Source organism: Rhodococcus sp. 14-1411-2a (assembly GCF_002259485.1).
GTDB lineage: Bacteria > Actinomycetota > Actinomycetes > Mycobacteriales > Mycobacteriaceae > Rhodococcoides.
Genome location: NZ_NPGA01000020.1, coordinates 695,834 through 715,347, shown reverse-complemented (window position 1 = coordinate 715,347; position 19,514 = coordinate 695,834). Strand labels below are relative to the sequence as shown.

Annotated in this window: 18 protein-coding genes and 2 tRNA genes; 11 read left to right on the top strand and 9 right to left on the bottom strand. The window is 65.1% G+C overall.

What is annotated here, in order from left to right; all coding sequences use genetic code 11:
* The first annotated feature begins 33 nt into the window (after window positions 1-33).
* Window positions 34-1,044, top strand: a complete 1,011-nt coding sequence (locus CH291_RS24325; RefSeq protein WP_094688813.1) for a 3-isopropylmalate dehydrogenase — start codon at window positions 34-36, stop codon at window positions 1,042-1,044.
* Between the two features lie 79 nt (window positions 1,045-1,123).
* Here CH291_RS24325 and CH291_RS24320 read toward each other — a convergent pair whose 3' ends face one another.
* Window positions 1,124-2,368 carry an MFS transporter gene (locus CH291_RS24320; protein WP_179276648.1) on the bottom strand — a complete coding sequence of 415 codons (1,245 nt, stop codon included), beginning with the start codon at window positions 2,366-2,368 and terminating at the stop codon, window positions 1,124-1,126.
* Between the two features lie 130 nt (window positions 2,369-2,498).
* On the opposite strand from CH291_RS24320, the gene CH291_RS24315 reads away from it, so the two are divergent.
* Genes CH291_RS24315 through CH291_RS24305 form a run of 3 tightly spaced genes read left to right on the top strand, consistent with a single transcriptional unit; the run spans window position 2,499 to window position 5,806 of the window.
* Entirely contained in the window at window positions 2,499-3,272 is a 774-nt protein-coding gene (locus CH291_RS24315; RefSeq protein ID WP_068049515.1) for a fumarylacetoacetate hydrolase family protein, read from the top strand.
* Between the two features lie 7 nt (window positions 3,273-3,279).
* Window positions 3,280-4,755, top strand: a complete 1,476-nt coding sequence (gene gltX / locus CH291_RS24310) for a glutamate--tRNA ligase (protein ID WP_094669799.1) — start codon at window positions 3,280-3,282, stop codon at window positions 4,753-4,755.
* 46 nt (window positions 4,756-4,801) lie between these two features.
* Complete coding sequence (locus CH291_RS24305) at window positions 4,802-5,806, top strand: YihY/virulence factor BrkB family protein (protein ID WP_068049521.1); 1,005 nt, start codon at window positions 4,802-4,804, stop codon at window positions 5,804-5,806.
* On the opposite strand, the gene CH291_RS24300 is transcribed toward CH291_RS24305, so the two are convergent.
* Window positions 5,764-7,443, bottom strand: a complete 1,680-nt coding sequence (locus tag CH291_RS24300) for a bifunctional 3'-5' exonuclease/DNA polymerase (protein WP_094688812.1) — start codon at window positions 7,441-7,443, stop codon at window positions 5,764-5,766. The genes CH291_RS24305 and CH291_RS24300 overlap by 43 nt on opposite strands.
* 245 nt (window positions 7,444-7,688) lie before the next feature.
* Here CH291_RS24300 and CH291_RS24295 point away from each other — a divergent pair.
* Both CH291_RS24295 and CH291_RS24290 read left to right on the top strand, forming a co-directional pair.
* Window positions 7,689-7,760: transfer RNA gene (locus CH291_RS24295), tRNA-Gln, on the top strand.
* Between the two features lie 91 nt (window positions 7,761-7,851).
* A tRNA-Glu gene (locus CH291_RS24290) sits at window positions 7,852-7,924 on the top strand.
* A 62-nt stretch (window positions 7,925-7,986) separates the two neighbouring features.
* Here the strand turns inward: CH291_RS24290 and CH291_RS26930 are convergent.
* Together CH291_RS26930 and CH291_RS24285 are read right to left on the bottom strand one after the other, a co-directional pair.
* Window positions 7,987-8,154, bottom strand: a complete 168-nt coding sequence (locus CH291_RS26930; protein ID WP_176460484.1) for a DUF5302 domain-containing protein — start codon at window positions 8,152-8,154, stop codon at window positions 7,987-7,989.
* A 114-nt stretch (window positions 8,155-8,268) separates the two neighbouring features.
* Window positions 8,269-8,997, bottom strand: a complete 729-nt coding sequence (locus tag CH291_RS24285; RefSeq protein ID WP_094688811.1) for an IclR family transcriptional regulator — start codon at window positions 8,995-8,997, stop codon at window positions 8,269-8,271.
* A gap of 149 nt (window positions 8,998-9,146) precedes the next feature.
* On the opposite strand from CH291_RS24285, the gene leuC reads away from it, so the two are divergent.
* From leuC to CH291_RS24270, 3 genes are all read left to right on the top strand, one after another.
* Window positions 9,147-10,571, top strand: coding sequence for a 3-isopropylmalate dehydratase large subunit (gene leuC, locus CH291_RS24280; RefSeq protein ID WP_068049525.1), 1,425 nt, complete (start codon window positions 9,147-9,149; stop codon window positions 10,569-10,571).
* 45 nt (window positions 10,572-10,616) lie between these two features.
* On the top strand, window positions 10,617-11,234 hold the full coding sequence (leuD, locus tag CH291_RS24275; RefSeq protein ID WP_068049526.1) for a 3-isopropylmalate dehydratase small subunit: 618 nt from the start codon (window positions 10,617-10,619) through the stop codon (window positions 11,232-11,234).
* A 149-nt stretch (window positions 11,235-11,383) separates the two neighbouring features.
* Window positions 11,384-12,079, top strand: a complete 696-nt coding sequence (locus CH291_RS24270) for an HU family DNA-binding protein (protein ID WP_027496655.1) — start codon at window positions 11,384-11,386, stop codon at window positions 12,077-12,079.
* Between the two features lie 128 nt (window positions 12,080-12,207).
* Here the strand turns inward: CH291_RS24270 and CH291_RS24265 are convergent, their stop codons facing one another.
* From CH291_RS24265 to CH291_RS24255, 3 genes are all read right to left on the bottom strand, one after another.
* Window positions 12,208-13,143, bottom strand: a complete 936-nt coding sequence (locus CH291_RS24265) for an NUDIX hydrolase (protein WP_068049529.1) — start codon at window positions 13,141-13,143, stop codon at window positions 12,208-12,210.
* Complete coding sequence (locus CH291_RS24260) at window positions 13,143-15,263, bottom strand: RNA degradosome polyphosphate kinase (protein WP_256980974.1); 2,121 nt, start codon at window positions 15,261-15,263, stop codon at window positions 13,143-13,145. The genes CH291_RS24265 and CH291_RS24260 overlap by 1 nt, the downstream gene beginning before the upstream one ends.
* Before the next feature lie 193 nt (window positions 15,264-15,456).
* Window positions 15,457-16,233 carry a 2-phospho-L-lactate guanylyltransferase gene (locus CH291_RS24255; RefSeq protein ID WP_373455166.1) on the bottom strand — a complete coding sequence of 259 codons (777 nt, stop codon included), beginning with the start codon at window positions 16,231-16,233 and terminating at the stop codon, window positions 15,457-15,459.
* A 102-nt stretch (window positions 16,234-16,335) separates the two neighbouring features.
* Here CH291_RS24255 and CH291_RS24250 point away from each other — a divergent pair, with 102 nt between their 5' ends.
* The gene (locus CH291_RS24250) at window positions 16,336-17,334 is read left to right on the top strand and encodes an NAD(P)H-dependent glycerol-3-phosphate dehydrogenase (protein ID WP_094688809.1); all 999 of its coding nucleotides are present in this window, start codon (window positions 16,336-16,338) and stop codon (window positions 17,332-17,334) included.
* A gap of 73 nt (window positions 17,335-17,407) precedes the next feature.
* Window positions 17,408-18,514, top strand: a complete 1,107-nt coding sequence (locus tag CH291_RS24245) for a D-alanine--D-alanine ligase family protein (RefSeq protein WP_094642240.1) — start codon at window positions 17,408-17,410, stop codon at window positions 18,512-18,514.
* 18 nt (window positions 18,515-18,532) lie between these two features.
* Here the strand turns inward: CH291_RS24245 and CH291_RS24240 are convergent, their stop codons facing one another.
* Both CH291_RS24240 and CH291_RS24235 read right to left on the bottom strand, forming a co-directional pair.
* Window positions 18,533-19,138, bottom strand: a complete 606-nt coding sequence (locus CH291_RS24240) for a DUF3515 domain-containing protein (RefSeq protein WP_068049543.1) — start codon at window positions 19,136-19,138, stop codon at window positions 18,533-18,535.
* Between the two features lie 3 nt (window positions 19,139-19,141).
* The gene (locus tag CH291_RS24235) at window positions 19,142-19,390 is read right to left on the bottom strand and encodes an Lrp/AsnC ligand binding domain-containing protein (protein WP_037189711.1); all 249 of its coding nucleotides are present in this window, start codon (window positions 19,388-19,390) and stop codon (window positions 19,142-19,144) included.
* Between the last annotated feature and the right edge of the window lie 124 nt (window positions 19,391-19,514).

The window sequence follows — 19,514 nt, the reverse complement described above, 5'->3', positions numbered from 1 at the left end:
ATCGAACGAAGTCGAACAATCACGAGGAGTGAGATGAAGCTGGCCGTCATCGCCGGGGACGGAATCGGACCCGAGGTCGTCACCGAGGCGCTCGCCGTGCTCGACGTGGTCGCACCCGGAGCCGAGAAGACCGAGTACGACCTCGGTGCTCGTCGCTACAACGCCACCGGAGAACTGCTGCCGGACTCGGTGTTGGCGGAACTGCGTGAGCACGACGCAATTCTGTTGGGAGCCATCGGAGATCCGTCGGTGCCCAGCGGCGTGCTCGAGCGTGGACTGTTGTTGCGAGCTCGGTTCGAGCTCGATCACCACATCAATCTGCGCCCGGCCAAGCTGTACCCCGGAGTGGTCGGGCCGTTGGCCGGTGACAAGCAGATTGACGTCGTGGTCGTGCGTGAGGGCACCGAAGGTCCGTACACTGGAAACGGTGGAGCGCTTCGCGTCGGCACGCCGCACGAGGTGGCCACCGAGGTCAGTGTCAACACCCGCTACGGCGTCGAACGGGTGGTGCGCAACGGTTTCGAGCGGGCGCTGACGCGGCGCAAGCATCTGACGCTGCTGCACAAGACCAATGTGCTCACCTTCGCTGGCAGCCTCTGGGCTCGCACAGTGGACGAGGTCGCGGCGGAGTTCCCGGACGTCGAGGTCGCGTACCAGCACATCGATGCCGCGATGATTCACCTCGTGACCGACCCGGGCCGGTTCGACGTCATCGTCACCGACAATCTGTTCGGCGACATCGTGACCGACCTCTCGGCGGCGGTGACCGGTGGAATCGGTTTGGCCGCAAGCGGAAACATCGATGCGACCGGTACCAATCCGAGCATGTTCGAGCCCGTGCACGGCAGCGCTCCCGACATCGCAGGGCAGCAGAAGGCCGATCCGACCGCTGCCATCCTGTCGGTGTCGCTGCTACTCGATCATCTCGGCGACGCGGCAGGAGCGGCGCGTGTGGAAGCCGCTGTCGCAGCGGACCTCGCCGAGCGGGGAACCACGACTGCGTCGACGAAAGAGATCGGCGCACGAATCGCCGCTCGCCTCTAACCGAATCGACACGAATGCCACGGTAGGCCGACCGGCCACCGTGGCATTTCGTGTTTCCGGACATCCCCACCGTGCTGAATCAGCCGACGCGGTCGGAATTCTTTTCGGGACTGTCGGCCTTCTCGTCGGGACTCTCGGGACGTGGATCGTCGGGGACGATCGGCACGGAGAGTGCGGGGAAGACCGCCGACACCAGGAATGCGACTGGAAAGCTGACCGCCGCGAGGGCCCCGAACACCGGCGGCACGGCCGACGCGAACACGTATTGACTCGTGTTCTGCACGCCGAGGGCGCGTCCGCTCCAATACGGTCCTGATATCTCGGCAACAGCGGTGAAGGCAAGACCGTTGGGGGCAACCGTGGCGACCGACGCGACGACGAGCATGACGATCGCGACGGGGGAGTCGAACCAGTCGGCCACTCCGAGTCCGAGCATGCTGACGGCGGCGGTCACCGCGACCCACCGGAGGGGCCGCATGCGGCTGCCTACCCGATCGGACAACGCGCCGACGCTCATCCGGCCCAGTGCGCCGAGAATCTGCGTCACCGTGACGAGGACGCCCGCCGCCGCTGCTGTCCATCCTCGGTCGGTCATCAGCCATACGAGCGCATACGTCCAGACCACGTACTGCGGCACCACCAACAGGATCGAGGTGGCGTGAATGCGCCACAGCTGCCTGCTGCCCCGGTACGGATTGTCGAGCAGACCCTGCTCCGCGGCATCGATGCGATTGGGACGCGGGGGGTCGACGACCGCCAGACACATCACTGCGGCTGTTGCGCACACGGCCGCGGGTACGAGCAGTGCCGCTCCGACGCCGTGGTCCCGGGCGATGGGTGGGATGGTCAGGGCTGCGATGGCGACGCCCAGAGGGACCGACATCTGTCTGATTCCCATGGCCAATCCACGACGCTGAGGTGGGAACCAGCCGACCACCACACGCCCGCTGGCGCTGTTCGCACTCGCCGCTGCCATACCGCCGAGCAGGAGCAGGATTGCCAGCAGGGGAACGGAGGTGGTGAACACGGCGGCTACAGCGGCGAGCGCCGTCAGGCCGAGCCCGACTGCGAGAACCAGTCTTTCGCCGATCCGATCGACCAACATACCCCAGGCGATCAGGGTGAACATGATGCCCACGGTGGGCATGGCGACGACGAGTCCGGCGGCGGGCAGGCTCAGGCCGCGGTCGTCGTGCAGGGCGGGAATGAGAAATGCTGCACCGTTGATGAACACCGCGCCTGCGGTCTGCGCGAGCATGCCGAGCGAAAGCATGAACCATCGCCTGATTTCGCCGATGTCGGACATCTGCGCGGTGGCGTCCATCAGTTCTCCGTCTCAGTATATGGACGTGCGTTCTTGCAATATGGAACTACAGACCGACCCTACACCGGCCCGAATCGCGCTGAACGGACGGTGGCGGAGTGCACACCACGCATGTCGATAGACTTCCGACATGCGTCTCGGTCGAATTGCAAGTCCTGATGGTGTGGCATTCGTGAGTATCGAAGGTGAGGGTGACTCGCAGACTGCGAAGGAAATCGCCGAACATCCTTTCGGCACACCCACGTTCACGGGTCGGTCGTGGCCACTGGCCGATGTGCGACTGCTCGCGCCCATCCTCGCCAGCAAGGTCATCGCCATCGGTAAGAACTACGCCGCGCACGTGGCCGAGATGGGCGGTGAGGCACCGAAGGACCCCGTGATCTTCATCAAGCCGAACACCTCCATCGTCGGCCCCGGTGCCTCCATCGTGTTGCCGCCGTCCTCGAACGAAGTGCACTTCGAGGGCGAACTGGCGATCGTCATCGGCCGTCCGTGCAAGGACGTCCCCGCCGCCAAGGCGTACGAGGTGGTGCTGGGATACACCGTCGCCAACGACGTCTCGGCCCGCGATCACCAGAAGCACGACGGACAGTGGACGCGCGCCAAGGGACACGACACCTTCTGTCCGCTCGGGCCGTGGATCGAGACCTCGCTCGACCCGACCGATCTCGAGATCAAGACCGAGGTCGACGGCGTGGTCAAACAACGGAGCCGCACTTCGTTTCTGCTGCATGACATTCCGAAGATCATCGAGTGGGTGTCCGCGGTGATGACGCTGCTACCCGGAGACGTCATCCTCACCGGAACCCCCGAGGGAGTCGGACCCATCGCCGACGGAGACAGCGTGTCGATCACCGTCGAGGGAATCGGTACCCTCACCAACCCCGTCGCAGCGAAGAAGTAGGGCGAGCATGACCACACCAACAGATGTCCGCGTTCGGTTCTGCCCGTCGCCCACCGGTACCCCGCACGTCGGCCTGGTCCGCACCGCACTGTTCAACTGGGCGTTCGCCAGGCATCACGGCGGCACCTTCGTCTTTCGCATCGAGGACACCGACGCCGCACGCGACTCCGAGGAGTCCTATGCCGCCCTGCTCGACGCGTTGCGCTGGCTGGGCCTCGAATGGGACGAGGGCCCCGAAGTGGGTGGCCCGTACGAGCCGTACCGTCAGTCGCTGCGTCGCGACCAGCACCTCGCCGTCGTGCAGCAGTTGCTCGACGCCGGGGAGGCCTACGAGTCCTTCTCCACGCCGGAGGAAGTGGAAGCGCGACACAAGGCAGCCGGACGCGACCCCAAACTCGGCTACGACAACTTCGACCGCGACCTGACGCCGGAGCAGCGACAGGGATTCCTCGACGAGGGGCGCGGGGCCGTCGTGCGACTGCGGATGCCCGATCACGATCTGACATGGAACGACCTCGTGCGCGGGGAGACCACGTTCAAGGCCGGGACGGTGCCGGACTTCGCCTTGACCCGCGGCAACGGAGTTCCGTTGTACACGTTGGTCAATCCGGTCGACGACGCTTTGATGAAGATCACCCACGTCCTGCGCGGCGAGGATCTGCTGTCATCGACGCCTCGCCAGCTCGCTCTCTACGAGGCATTGATCCGGATCGGTGTCGCAGAACGCACCCCCGAGTTCGGGCACCTGCCGTTCGTCATGGGCCAGGGCAACAAGAAGCTGTCCAAGCGTGATCCCGAGTCCAACCTCTTCATCCACCGTGATCGTGGTTTCGTGCCGGAGGGATTGCTGAACTACCTCGCGCTTCTCGGATGGGGTATCTCGGACGATCACGACGTGTTCACGCTCGACGAGATGGTGGCGGCGTTCGAGATCTCGTCCGTCAATTCCAATCCGGCGCGCTTCGATCAGAAGAAGGCCGACGCGATCAACGCCGAGCACATCAGGATGCTGGCAGCGGAGGATTTCGCGGCGCGTTTGCGTGAATACCTCGTCGCCCAGGGCCATCTCACCGAGCCGGTCGACGAGAAGGTCTTCGCTGTCGCGGCCGATCTGGTGCAGACCCGCATCGTCGTCCTGTCGGACGCATGGGGACTGCTGAAGTTCCTGTTCGTCGACGAGGCGGACTTCGAGATCGACCCCGCAGCCGCGGCCAAGAACCTCGGTGCCGATACCGCACCCGTTCTCGACGCCACTGTGGAGGCACTGACGGCGTTGCAGACCTGGACCACGGCCGACCTGGAGGCGACTCTCAAGGACGTGTTGATCGAGAAGCTGGAGCTCAAGCCGCGCAAGGCTTTCGCCCCGATCCGGGTGGGAGTGACCGGGTCGCACATCAGCCCGCCGCTGTACGAGTCCATGGAATTGCTCGGGCGCGAGAAGACCTTGGCGCGCCTGGCCGCAGCACGCGCCCAGGTGGCGTGAGGGCGCACGGTCGCCGGCGCACCCCGGTCCTCGGGGAGAGCCTCCAATGAGTTTTTCCGATCGACTGGATGGACTCCAGCGCAGGCGGCCGGTTCTGGGATATCCCATTGCGGTGGTGTACAAGTTCGTCGACGATCAGGGTGGCTACCTCGCGGCCCTGATCACCTACTACGCCTTCGTCTCGCTGTTTCCCGCACTGTTGCTGTTCTCGACGGTTCTGGGAATCGTATTGGCCGGTAGTCCGGAACTGCAGCAGCAGATCCTGAACTCGGCGCTCGGTCAGATCCCGGTGATCGGGGACGAACTGGGCAGGCCCGACCGCATCGGTGGAGGCACCGTGGGTCTGGTGGTGGGTGTCCTGGGCTCCCTGTACGGCGGACTCGGGGTGGCCGTGGCGCTCCAGAACGCGATGAACACGGCGTGGACGGTGCCGAAGAACCTAAGGCCCGATCCCATCCGCGCCCGGGTGCGCGGCTTTGGTCTGCTGAGCACGGTCGGCCTGGCCGTCCTGGCCATCACAGCACTCAATGTGCTCAGTGCCGCAGGATATTTCGGTCCGGAATCGGGCCTCGTGGTGTTCGTGGTCGGCACGTTCTTCTACGTCGGTGTGTTCGTCGTGGCGTTCAGGCTCGCCACCGCGAGGTCGGTGTCGATCCCACAGGTTCTTCCCGGGGCCGTCGTTGCCGGTCTGATCTGGCAGCTGCTGCAGACCTTCGGCAGTGTGTACGTGAAGTACGTCGTCAGCAACGCGACCGTCACCAACGGTGTGTTCGCTGTCGTTCTGGGACTGCTGGCGTTTCTGTACGTGACGTCGGTGTCGATCGTGATGTGCATCGAGATCAACGTGGTTCGCGTCGATCGGCTCTTCCCACGCGCGCTGCTGGCCCCGTTCACCGATGACGTCGAACTGACTCAGGGCGACAAGCTCACGTACACCGGGCAGGCAGAAGCGCAACGCAGCAAGCCGTTCGAGGACATCGACGTGACGTTCGTCGACCCGCCGCGAGCTCAGTCCGAATCCAGCTCGGAACCGGCAGCGGAGGCACCGTAGGAGCGGTCGACTCTGATTTCCATCGGAAACCGGACTGCCGTGTCACCGAACATCAGCCGGGTGGCCGACAACGCCGATTCTGCAATCGCTTCGGCGACACGACCCGACTCGGCGATAGCACAATGCACCACCACTTCGTCGTGCTGAAAGAACACCAACTCGCTGCCGCTCCCGGAATTCCGGTCGCTCCTGCGGGCTCCGCTCCCTTCGTCGGAATTCCGGTCGCTCCTGCGGGCTCCGCTCCTGCGGGCTCCGCTCCCTTCGTCGGAATTCCGGTCGCTCCTGCGGGCTCCGCTCCCGGCCAACCGTCCGCGCAGATCCGCCAACAAACACAGCGCCCACTCGGCGGCGGTGGCCTGCACGACGAAATTTCGGGTGAACCGGCCACGCGCATGGGCGTCACCGGTGGACCACCACTGCACCGAGGGCGGTGGGCAGGCCCGTCCCAGCCAGGAACGAACGACCTCGCCACGTTCACCGGCTCGGGCGGCCTCCTCCACCAGTGCAACGGCACCGGGGAACTTGGCCCGTAGTCGCGTCAGCAGAGCGCGCGCGTCACCCGAGGTCGCGCCGTACAGCACCCCGAGAACGGCGACCTTGGCGTGGGCGCGATCGCCGTCGAACGATTCTGCGGCCACCGGTGCGTACAGATCCGCGGTGCCTGCCGCGGCGACCATGCGGGGATCGCCGGACATCGCCGCGAGGATGCGTGGTTCGAGCTGGCCGGCGTCGGCGGCCACGAAGGTGTGGCCGGGATCGGCGATCACACTGGCGCGCAGGGGTTTCGGGATCTGAAGGCCGCCCCCGCCGCGACTGGCCCACCGACCCGACACCACAGCGCCGGGAACGTAGACAGGCCGGAAACGATCGTCGCGAACCCACGCGTCGAGCCACGCCCACCCGTTCGCGGCATGCAGCTTCGAGAGGTCACGGTGCCGCAGCAGTAGCGGAACCGCCGGGTGGTCGACGTCGCGGATGGTATGCGCGCGAGTCGATGTCAGTTCGATACCGACGCGCGCGAACGCGGCGACCAACTCCACGGGCGAGGCAGGATTGACGCGTCGGCCGAACGCCGAGGAGATTTGATTCTCGAGCTCTACGAGGGCCGGGGGAGGGGATCCATCGAGCGGCCGGGTACCGAGCATCGTCTCGAGATGACGGCGATGCGCCGACGCCGAGAACGGCAACCCGTCGAAGGTCATCTCCGCTGCGGCCAGTCCTCCGGCCGACTCGGCTGCTGCCAGCAGGTTCAGTGCGCGATCGTCACCGACGTCCCGGAGCTGACGCCGATACTCGGCGAGAACCGCCGCCGGATCGGAGTTCGGGTTCGCGTCGAACAGACCCGGCCTCAGGTCGGCGGGAGCCGACGAGACAGTCGCAGAGCCGGCTCGCATCGACAGGATGGCACCGACCAAGGCGAGATCGTGACAGCGGCGTACGCGGACTCCCCGTTCGAGCAGTCGAGGGTAGATCCGGCTCGTGTCTTCCCACACCCACCTCGGCCGTTCGTCGCGCTCGAGCTCGGCTACGGCCGCGACGATATCCTCGGCCGCGGTGGGATCGCTCAGCGTCGAGCCGTCGTCGGCGAGGTGCGTCAGCACGGCCTGCTCGCCCTGAGGGACGAGCAGAACCTTCATCGGAGTCGGCCGGGTCTGCGATCGGTCACGAAGGACAAGTCTGCTCCACTCGTCGGCCGAGGTGTGGAGGGGGCTCTTCCGGTGCCCACTCGACGGTGTCTCGGCCGCCCCCGACGCGTCCACGGCGCGGTTTCGGTGGCTCTGAGCAGCCGATTTGGAGAATGGGTAGTCACCTTTGATAGTCTCTATCCCGGCTCGAAACGCAGTGCACATCGATCGTGATGAGCAATTCGATTCAAGTCCATTGGGGTATGGTGTAATTGGCAACACAGCGGTTTCTGGTACCGCCATTCTAGGTTCGAGTCCTGGTACCCCAGCGAGCAGGTGAAGGCGATTTTGTCGCCGAGGCCGAGGCAGTTAAGCTGGCTCAGCACGTACAAGCTCGAACACAATGCAGGTGAAGTTCCTGGCCCCGTCGTCTAGCGGCCTAGGACGCCGCCCTCTCAAGGCGGTAGCGCGGGTTCGAATCCCGTCGGGGCTACAACTGACAACACCCTCTCGATCCAAGGATCGGGAGGGTGTTGTCGTTTCGGTGTGTGCGTCTCAGACGCTCTTGCGGCGGAACATCTTCTGATGGTCGGCCGGACCGTGGACGTTGTTGACCTTCGGTCCACCGTCCTTGTGTTCGACGGAATTGTGGGACTTGCTGTTCTTCTGTTCCAGAACCTCGCGGAACTTCTTCTTCAGTTCTTCACTGCCGGATTCGGGCATGGGGTGACTCCTCGCAGTCGTCGACCGACCGGGTAGGCCGCTCGAGACGAAGGTACCCCACTCTCGCAGCTCGATCAGCTCGTTTTTCTCGGGCCGACGGGGCTGCGGTTTACCTCAGAGTCGCTTGTGCAGAGCGTCCGCGGCGGCAAGAAGATCCGCGGCCCACCGCGCTCCGGGCTTGCGTCCGATTCGATCGATCGGTCCGGATACCGAGATCGCCGCCACCACAGTGTCGTTGCCGTCTCGCACGGGCGCGGCGACGCTCGCCACGCCCGGTTCGCGCTCGCCGGCACTCTGTGCCCATCCGCGCCGCCGAACTTCGAGCAGAACACGCTCGCTGAATTCTGCATCCGGCAGAACTGTTCGTTGGGTCTGCGAATCTGCCCATGCGAGAAGGACTTTGGCACCCGATCCAGCCGTCATCGGCAGACGTGCGCCGACGAGTACGGTGTCTCGAAGTCCGGTCGGCGGCTCCATGGATGCCACGCACACCCGCACCGTCCCTTCGCGCCGATAGATCTGCACACTCTCACCGGTGATTTCGCGCAGGCGTGGGAGAACCGAGGCGGCGGCATCGAGCAGGGTGTCCGATGCGCTCGCCGCAAGCTCTCCCAATCCCGGACCGGTCCGCCACAGGCCGTCGGCATCCCGTACCAGAAGGCGGTGGGTCTCCAGTCCTACCGCGAGGCGGTGGGCCGTTGCCCGGGGCAGGCTCGTTCGAGCGCACAGGTCGTTGAGATTGCAGGGCGTCTCCGCCACCGCGTGCAGCACCGTCATCGCCTTGTCGAGAACACCGATACCGCTCGATTTGTCGACGAGGCCATTGGGGCTATGCTGTCTCATAGAACGATATTAGCCTCCCGAATGCTGAGATTGCACAACTACGAGATCTTCAGTACCTGCCGGGGGCATGATGTCGAGACGATCACGCGAGGTGGACCAGCCCGTTCATCGGCGCGACGACGACAGGGAAGGCGAGGTCCGCGACAGCGATGTCCGAAACACCGAAGACTTTGGCGGAGAAGGTATGGGACCAGCACGTGGTGGTCCGAGGCGGCGGAGAAGGCGGAGCGCGTGAGCCGGATCTGATCTACATCGATCTCCATCTGGTGCACGAGGTCACCAGCCCGCAGGCGTTCGACGGCCTTCGGCTGGCCGGCCGCGGACTCCGACGTCCGGATCTGACGATCGCGACCGAGGATCACAACGTCCCGACGGCCGACATCTTCGCGCCCATCGCAGATCTGGTCTCGCGCACACAGGTCGACACTCTTCGCCGCAACTGCGAGGAATTCGGTGTTCGGCTCTACCCGATGGGCGATCTCGATCAGGGCATCGTGCACATCATCGGGCCGCAGTTGGGTCTGACCCAGCCCGGCATGACCGTGGTGTGCGGAGACAGCCACACCTCGACGCACGGTGCCTTCGGCTCGATCGCAATGGGGATCGGTACCAGCGAGGTCGAGCACGTCATGGCGACGCAGACCCTGTCGCTGCGTCCTTTCAAGACGATGGCGATCAACGTCGACGGTCAGCTCGCCCCCGGTGTGACGAGCAAGGACCTGATCCTTGCCGTCATCGCACAGATCGGCACCGGCGGTGGCCAGGGCTACGTCCTCGAGTACCGCGGTGAGGCCATTCGCAAGCTGTCGATGGAAGCGCGAATGACCATCTGCAACATGTCGATCGAGGCCGGTGCGCGGGCAGGCATGATCGCACCCGACGAAATCACGTACGAGTACCTGAAGGGACGCCCGCACGCTCCTCGCGGAGCCGACTGGGACGCGGCGGTGGCGGCGTGGGACGAACTGGCGACCGATCCGGATGCAGTGTTCGACAACGAGGTCCACATCGATGCCGACACGTTGACGCCGTTCGTCACCTGGGGAACGAATCCGGGTCAGGGTGCGCCACTGGGCGATACGGTGCCCGATCCGGAGGCGATGGTCGACGAGAGCGAGCGGGCGGCAGCCCAGAAGGCTTTGCAGTACATGGGCCTCGAAGCGGGTACACCCATCCGCGAGATCGCTGTCGACACCGTGTTCGTGGGCTCGTGCACCAACGGTCGAATCGAGGATCTGCGGGCCGTCGCATCCGTTCTCGAAGGGCATCGGGTTGCCGACGGAGTGCGAATGCTGGTGGTACCCGGGTCCATGCGGGTGCGAGCGCAGGCGGAGGAGGAAGGCCTGGGTGAGATCTTCACGGCCGCAGGAGCGGAGTGGCGTCAGGCCGGTTGCTCGATGTGCCTGGGAATGAATCCGGATCAGTTGGCGTCGGGCGAGCGATCGGCGTCGACGTCCAACCGGAATTTCGAGGGTAGGCAGGGCAAGGGCGGTCGCACTCATCTCGTGTCGCCTCTGGTTGCCGCCGCTACCGCAATCCGCGGAACCCTGTCCTCTCCGGCGGATCTCGCGTAACGCGCGTCCTCGCTCGGATCGATCGAACGCATAGGAGCACATTCGATGGAAGCTTTCACTCGACACACCGGTATCGGAGTTCCGCTACGGCGGTCCAACGTCGACACCGACCAGATAATCCCCGCGGTCTACCTCAAGCGCGTCACGCGCACCGGATTCGAGGACGGGTTGTTCGCGGCCTGGCGCTCGGACCCGAACTTCATCTTGAATCTCGAGCCCTACAACCGAGGTTCGGTGCTCGTTGCCGGGCCCGATTTCGGTACGGGATCATCACGCGAACATGCCGTCTGGGCACTCTCGGACTTCGGATTTCGGGTTGTGATCGCCTCTCGCTTCGCCGATATCTTTCGCGGAAACTCGGGGAAAGCCGGGCTGTTGGCCGCCGAAGTCGATCAGTCGGACGTCGAATTGCTGTGGAAAGCCTTAGAAGAACAGCCCGGTCTCGAAGTAATTGTCGACCTCGTCGACAAGACCGTAACGGCTGGAACGTTGGTGGTGCGCTTCGCGATTGACGACTACACGCGATGGCGTCTGCTGGAGGGTCTCGACGACATCGGATTGACGTTACGCCAGGTAGAGGCCATTGCTGAGTACGAAAAGTCAAGGCCTTCATACAAACCCCTGACCCTCCCGGCGCGGATCGAGACACCCTCCGAAAGTTGACCTGGCACCGGTCCGACACGCTTTGGGGCCGTGAACCATTCCGCAACACCGGAATGAAAATTGGCGTGGCGCATAGACTCTTGACGACTTGGGGTTTACCGTTGTAGTAGTCGGTCCGACGATGGACCACCATATAGCGGAGGAAATCCATGAACAAGGCAGAGCTGATTGACGCCCTGACCGAGAAGTTGGGGTCTGATAGGCGGAGCGCCACAGAGGCTGTCGAGAACATCGTCGACACCATCGTGCGCGCGGTCCACCGCGGCGAGAGTGTCACGATCACGGGCTTCGGCGTGTTCGAGCAGCGTCGTCGCGCAGCGCGTGTCGCCCGTAACCCCCGCACCGGTGAGACCGTTCGCGTGAAGCCGACCAACGTTCCGGCATTCCGTCCGGGTGCACAGTTCAAGGCCGTCATCGCGGGCGGACAGAAGCTGCCCGCAACCGGACCTGCCGTCAAGCGCGGTTCGGCTGCAGCTCCGGCCAAGAAGACTGCGGCAGCGAAGAAGACGGCCGCCAAGAAGGCAGCGGTGAAGACGACCGCCCGCAAGGCCACCACCGCGGCAGCCAAGAAGGCAGCTCCGGCAAAGACCGCCGCCAAGAAGGCAGCTCCCGCAAAGACGGCTGCCAAGAAGGCAGCACCCGCGAAGACCACCGCGCGCAAGACCACGACGGCTGCTGCCAAGAAGGCTCCGGCCAAGACGACCGCTCGCAAGGCTGCAACCACTACGGCTCCTGCCAAGAAGGCTCCGGCCAAGACAGCGGCCAAGAAGACCGTCGCCAAGAAGGCCCCGGCCAAGAAGGCTCCCGCCAAGAAGGCACCCGCGAAGCGCGCAGCGAAGAAGTAGAGCCTGCAGGTTTTCACTCGTCAGGCGCAGCCGCTGACGCGGCAGCGTGAGTGAGACAGGCTGTGAACGGCAGAAGGCCCCCTACTCGAAGATCGAGTCGGGGGCCTTCTGTTTGTCGTTTGTGCCGCTCAGCCGTCGGCGGCGAGGGTGGGCAACGGACTGGCGATGTGATCGGCCGAGATGAGCCTGCCGTCGCGGCGTGAGAGCACCCACACGCTGCCCTTGCGATTTCTGTTGGCCGGCAACGTGATTCCGTCTTTCTCAGCCCACCAACGCATCAAGTCCGGGATCACTTTTCCCTGGCTGCAGACAACGGGGGTGCCGGAAAGTTCGGCGATGTCGCGAGCGCGATGGCGGCCCTTGCGCGGGTCGTCGGCATACCCTTCCTCGGACAAGAGATGCTCGGGAGTGATGTCCACCCCCAACGATTCCGCGAACGGAGCAACGGTCTGCACACATCGAGCACGGTCGGCTGCGTACACTGCATCGCCGCCGAAGGCCCGAAGCAACGACACCAAGGATTCGGCCTGTCGGCGTCCGATCCTGTCGAGTGGACGGTCGACGTCGTTGCCCTTGAACCGTGAGCGCGACCCGGCACTGCCGTGCCGAACCAACAGCACTGTGGAGGTGTCGGCAGGCTTGGCCACGAACCGGCGAAGGATCTTGTGGTCCATGGGATACGAGAGTTCGCGGCCGACGTCCTCGGGCGCTACCCAGCGCAGTTCGTCCACCTCGACGTTGGGGACGAACTCGCCCCCGGTGACCTCCGCTGCCCAGTACAGAACTTTCTTGACCCGACGGTGCCCCGGAATCGGGTACGTGACGTAGGACAGAGACCGTCCGAGTCTCGAGTCGAATCCGGTCTCCTCCTTGACCTCTCGGACTGCTGCGTCGACAGCTGTTTCACCGGGATCGAGCTTTCCCTTGGGGAACGACCAGTCGTCGTATTTCGGCCTGTGTACCAAGGCGACCTCGACGCCCGAGCCGCCGCTCGGTGAATGTCGCCACAGGATCGAGCCCGCCGCGAAGATGTTGGCGCGGGGGGAGCCGTCGGAAGTGCCCATCAGGAGCCCTGATTCCTCCGACTGCGCATCAGGTCCACCTGATGCTCACGAACTTTCTCACCCCGAGCCGGTGACGCGACCCAGCCGCCGTCCGGTCCCAGCTCCCAGCATCGAGTGGTGGGGTCGAGGGCAGAATCGAAGATGTCGCTCAGCTGGTTCGCCAACCGAGGATCCTTGACCTGAGCCATCACCTCGACTCGGCGATCGAGGTTGCGGTGCATCATGTCTGCGCTGCCGATCCAGAACTCGTCCGCACCCTGGAAGTGCAGAACACGCGAGTGTTCGAGGAATCGGCCGAGGATGGAACGCACTTCGATGTTCTCCGACAGACCGGGAACTCCTGGCTTGAGAGCACAGATTCCGCGCACCACCACCTTCACCGGCACTCCTGCCATCGATGCTCGGTAGAGCGCGTCGATGACCTGCTCGTCCACCAAGGCGTTGGCCTTGAGGCGAATTCCGGCGCTGCGGCCTTCCTTGAGGTGCTCGACCTCCGCCTCGATGCGCTCGACGATGCCGCGCCGAACTCCGTACGGTGCGACGAGAAGGTTGCGGTACTTGGACTTTCGCGAGTATCCGGTCAGCGAGTTGAACAGATCGGTGAGGTCGGCCCCGATTTCGGGCGACGACGTCAGCAGGCCCACGTCCTCGTAGATTCGCGCTGTCTTGGGGTTGTAGTTGCCGGTACCGATGTGGCAGTACCGGCGAATGACGGATCCCTCTCGGCGCACCACGAGGCACGTCTTGCAGTGCGTCTTGAGGCCGACGAGGCCGTACACCACGTGTACGCCCGCCTTTTCGAGCTTGCGTGCCCACTCGATGTTCGCCTGTTCGTCGAAACGCGCCTTGATCTCGACCAGCGCAACCACCTGCTTGCCCGCGCCTGCGGCATCGACGAGCGCGTTGACGATCGGGGAATCTCCGGAGGTCCGATAGAGCGTCTGCTTGATGGCGAGCACCTGCGGGTCGGCCGCGGCCTGCTCGATGAAGCGTTGAACGCTGGTGGAGAAGGAATCGTACGGATGATGGACCAGGACGTCGCCGTCGCGCAGGGTGGAGAAGACACTCTTGGGGGTCTCGCGCTCACCGAATGCCGGATGGGTGGCCGGAACGAAGGGGGCGTCCTTGAGGTTGGGGCGGTCGACGCTGTAGACCTGCCACAGGCACGACAGGTCGAGCAGTCCGGGAACCTGAATGACGTCGCCTGGATCGACATCGAGTTCGCGAAGCAACAATTCGAGCATGTGCTCGGTCATGTCGTCGGCGATCTCGAGGCGGACCGGAGAGCCGAAACGCCTACGGGCGAGCTCTCGCTCCAGTGCCTGGAGGAGATCCTCGTCGCGGTCTTCCTCGACCTCGAAATCGGCGTTGCGCGTGATCCGGAACGCGTGAGACTCGACGACCTCCATCCCGGGGAAGAGCACGTCCAGATGAGCCGAGATCAACTCCTCCATCGACAGGAAGGCGTCGATGCGGTGGTTGCCCTCGCCGCGCTTGACCCGCACGAAGCGATCGACGTTGTCGGGCACCTTCACGCGGGCGAAGTGCTCACCGGTGGTGGAGTAATCCTTCACTGTCACAGCGAGATTCAAGCTCAGCCCGCTGATGTAAGGGAAGGGGTGGGCCGGGTCGACGGCCAGCGGTGTGAGAACCGGGAAGACCTGCTCGGTGAAGTACTCCGACAGCCGGGCGCGCTCGTCGGTGTCCAGGTCGGACCATCGGATGATCGCGATGCCCTCGGCGGTGAGCTCGGGCAGGATCGAATCCAGCAGTACTCGCGCATGTTTGAGCGCGAGCTCCTGGGTGCGTTGACCGATCACAGCGAGCTGCTCGCGTGGAGTCATGCCGTCGGCGGACCGAACCGACAGTCCGGTTTCGTCACGGCGTTTGAGACCCGCAACCCGAACCATGTAGAACTCGTCGAGATTCGACGCGTAGATCGCGAGGAACTTCGCCCGCTCGAGCAAGGGGAGCGACGAGTCCTCCGCGAGCGCGAGAACACGCGAGTTGAAATCGAGCCAGCTCAATTCCCGGTTGAGATAGCGATTTTCGGGGAGCACGGTGGCAGCGTCGACGGATTCCGGTGTGGCAGCCGGAAGCGCGGAGGGAATACTCGGCATCGTCGCCGCGATCGGAGCGCTCCATGCCGGGTCCGAACCGGTGGCCTTCCCGGTCTCGATCGGAGGATCCTGGTTCGCTGACTGCGCGTCGTCTTTGCTCACCGCACGATCATCCCCCATACCGGGCGTCGGTGAAACTCCGATGGCCGAACTCGAGTCTCCGTTCACTCGACTCCCACGGCGGTCCGCACCGTCAGGCAGTCGTCGCCGATGCTTCGTCACTCCACCCGAGCGAGTGGAGCACGGCCGCCGTCGCCGGTCCGACTCCCAGACGGTGCGCTCTGCGGACGTCGTCGGCGGTGTCCACGTCCAGTCGAAGACCCGGCCAGGTGCCGTCGAGTTCCCGTGCGCCCGAGACGGTGTGGCGACGCGCGGAGTCCCGTCCGAACAGTGGTGCCAACTCGTCGGGGGAGTCCTTCAGGATCAGGGCGGCGGTCCCCGTGCCGTGATGGTCGACCACGAGCGATCTGCCTCCCCGGCGGGACCCGGCGTAGGCCTGCGCGAGTTCGGCCGAACGCATCGCGGGCAGGTCTGCTTGCAACGCGATGATGTCGACGCGGCGCGCGGCGACGGTCTCGCCCCCACCGACATCCACACCGACGTCCACACCAGCGTCACCGTGACGCAGTACGTGCGCTGCGGCCGCGAACGCGTGGTTGAGGCGTTGGTCCGGTTGCAGCGCAGGATCGCGGACCGGTTCGTCGAACACCAGTGCGCCGATCCTTCGGGCCGTCTCTGCGACGAGAGGATCCGGGGTGACCACCGTGACCGAATCGACCACCGAGACGGCGTCGGCGGCCGCAACGGTGTCGCTGAGCATCGCGAGCACCAAGCGAGTCCGATCGGGTGCCGAGAACTCCGCCGCCAAGCGCGACTTCGCCGCGGTGAGATCCTTCACCGCGATGAGAACCCTGACGACGCGGTCGCCGTCGTCGTCTCGTGATGCGCCCATGGTGCTCGATCCTGCCAGCGTCACCGATCTGTGCCGACTCCGACCGCCCGAGGAGGTCTGCGAGTTAGGGTGATGCGCGCGTGGACAGGGCATCGGCGAAGTAGGCGAGGGGTTGGCGGAATGAGCAGAGCAACGGTATTGGGGTCGGGTTCGTGGGGGACCGCATTCGCCAAGGTGTTGGCCGATGCCGGAACGGACGTCACCATGTGGGCCCGCCGGGAGGAACTCGCTGCATCCATCACCGACGACCACGAGAACAAGGACTACCTCCCGGGAATCGAGCTACCGTCGTCCATCCGCGCGACGAGTGATCCGGTCCGTGCCCTCGACGGAGCCGACATCGTGGTTCTCGCCGTGCCGTCGCAGAGTCTGCGGGCCAATCTGGAGGCCTGGACCGACTCGATCCCACCGCAGGCAACGCTGCTCTCTCTGGCGAAGGGAATCGAGACCGGAACGCTCATGCGGATGAGTCAGGTGATCTCTCAGGTCACCGGTGCCGATCCCAGCCGGGTGGCGTGCCTGTCCGGGCCGAATCTTGCGCGCCCGATCGCCGAGGGGCAGCCCGCAGCCACCGTCATCGCCTGCTCCGACTCCCAGCGAGCCCTGGAGATTCAGAAGTCCTGCGCGACCGGATATTTCAGGCCTTACACCAACAGTGACGTCATCGGCGCCGAGATCGGTGGTGCCTGCAAGAACGTCATCGCCCTCGCCTGCGGGATGGCCGCAGGCGTCGGATACGGCGAGAACACCCTCGCGTCGATCATGACCAGGGGTCTGGCCGAGATCATCCGCCTCGGAGTGGCGCTCGGTGCCAAGCCGTCGACGCTCTCTGGCCTGGCCGGCGTGGGCGACCTGGTCGCCACCTGCTCGTCGCCTCTCTCGCGCAATCGGACGTTCGGAGAGCGATTGGGTTCGGGTGGCTCCCTCGAGAGTGCGCAGGAGGCAGCGCACGGGCAGGTGGCCGAGGGCGTCAAGTCCTGCACCTCGGTGCGAGCGCTCGCCGAGAGTTACGACGTCGAGATGCCACTGACCGACGCGGTGCATCGGGTGTGTCACGGTGGCATGTCCGTTCCGGATGCGGTCGGGCACCTGCTGGGACGTCGTATCAAGCCCGAGTGAGGCAGTGATCGCGGTCTCGCGACGAACAGGGCGAATCCGCGTTCGATGAGCCGCGGCGGTACGGTTTCTCATCGTGAGTACTCCCCGCATCAAAGTTGCCGTCGTCTTCGGTGGCCGCAGTAGCGAGCATGCCGTGTCCTGTGTATCGGCAGGTAGCGTGCTGCAGAACCTCGATCCGGCCAAGTACGAGGTGGTTCCGGTGGGGATCACCGCGGACGGTGCCTGGGTACTCGGCTCCTCCGACATCGATGCGTTGGCGATTCACGACCGGGTGCTGCCGACCGTCGACAAGACGGGCGCCGCGCTTGCGCTCAGTACGGACCCCGGCCACGCCGGTGCTCTTCTCGCCCTCGGCGAGGGGGAAGGCGGGACGGTGCTCGCATCCGTCGACGTCGTGTTCCCCGTTCTGCACGGACCGTACGGCGAGGATGGCACCCTGCAGGGTCTGCTCGAACTGGCAGGCGTTCCGTACGTCGGGCCGGGCGTGTTGGCCAGCGCTGCGGGCATGGACAAGGAATTCACCAAGAAATTGCTCGGAGCCGAAGGACTGCCGATCGGTCGCCAGGTCGTACTCCGACGCGCGGTCGACGACCTGACGGCTGCCGAGCGTGAGCGAATCGGCCTGCCAGCATTCGTCAAACCGGCCCGAGGTGGATCGTCCATCGGAATCTCGCGCATCACCGCGTGGGACCAACTACCCACCGCGATCGCCGTCGCACGCGAACACGACCCCAAGGTGATCGTCGAGGGCATGATCCACGGCCGCGAGGTCGAGTGCGGGGTGCTGGAATTTCCCGACGGCACCGTGCGCGCGAGCGCCGTCGCCGAGATCCGAATTCCCGACGCGGACATCGACGATCATGCTTTCTACGACTTCGACACCAAGTACCTCGACGATGTCAGTGAGTTCGACATCCCGGCGGCACTCGACGACGCCACGAGCGACCGCATACGTGAACTCGCCGTCGCGGCCTTCCGAGCGTTGGACTGCCAGGGCCTCGCGCGGGTGGATTTCTTCGTCACCGAGAACGGTCCGGTCATCAACGAGATCAACACGATGCCCGGGTTCACCTCGATCTCGATGTACCCCAAGATGTGGGCGGAATCCGGCGTCGACTACCCGACTCTCATCGCGACTCTGATCGACACCGCACTCGCCCGCGGCACCGGTTTGCGCTAGAGCCGTTGCGGCCCAGCACTACTGCAACGGAGCCGGGTCGAGAGGTTGTTGGGGCAGCGCATCCGACACGGCCGAGGACGCGTCCTGCAACGGGGTGGGGCCCGAGTCGCCCGGAATCGTCAGGGCAACGTAGACGCCGCGATCGACGACGAACCATGTGCTGGCATCGATCCCGTCGTCTTCCCCGGACACCTCGAACCACTGAACGCCGTTGATCACCTGCAGCGGTGCGGCCACATCGAACCCGATGGGCCGGGGCAGGCCGCACCGCAACACGACCGGCTCGGCGTTCTCCACGTCCGAGGCCCACGCGCGGACTCCGACCGGGGCCGGGTCGGCCAACTCGGCTCCGGTGTAGTCGCCGAGGTTCTCGGGCAAGGCGTCGAGCAGGGACGTGCACTGCGCGCTCGCGGCATCGGGGGAGTCGACCGGGCCCAGCGCGACCGGATCGCGGACGGGCGAGCGGTTGACCGCGATGGCGGCAACCAGAACTCCGACGACCAGCGCGACCGGCAACGCGATCGCGGTGGCGATGACTGCGGGATGGCGCTGCTCGCGAGTGCTCTCGGTCTCGGCCGGGCTGTCTTCGGTGCCGGCGTCGTTGCCGGTGTCGGGTGAATTCACGAGCTATCCGACGGACGTCGTCGACTGCGGGGCCACGGGGCAGGTGAGGGTGCGAGTGATGGCATCGACCTTCTGGATGCGCGAGACGATCTCGGCGATCTCGGCGTCGGAGGCACCGTCGGCGCGCGCGATCACGTCGTAGGGCCCGACGACGGCCTCCGCCGACACGACACCGTCGACGGCCTCGATCTGCTGTGCGACGGCCGTCGCACGGCCCACCTCGGTCTGAACGAGAACGAATGCTTGCACCATCGGTGGTCCCTTTCCCCTGCCGGACTTCTCGACTGTAGGTTGGTTCGACTACGTTCTCTTCGCACGTAACCTGCTGCATCGGTACTGTCCCGACCGCCGCTAAAAGGTACCGCAGGCTCGGCGC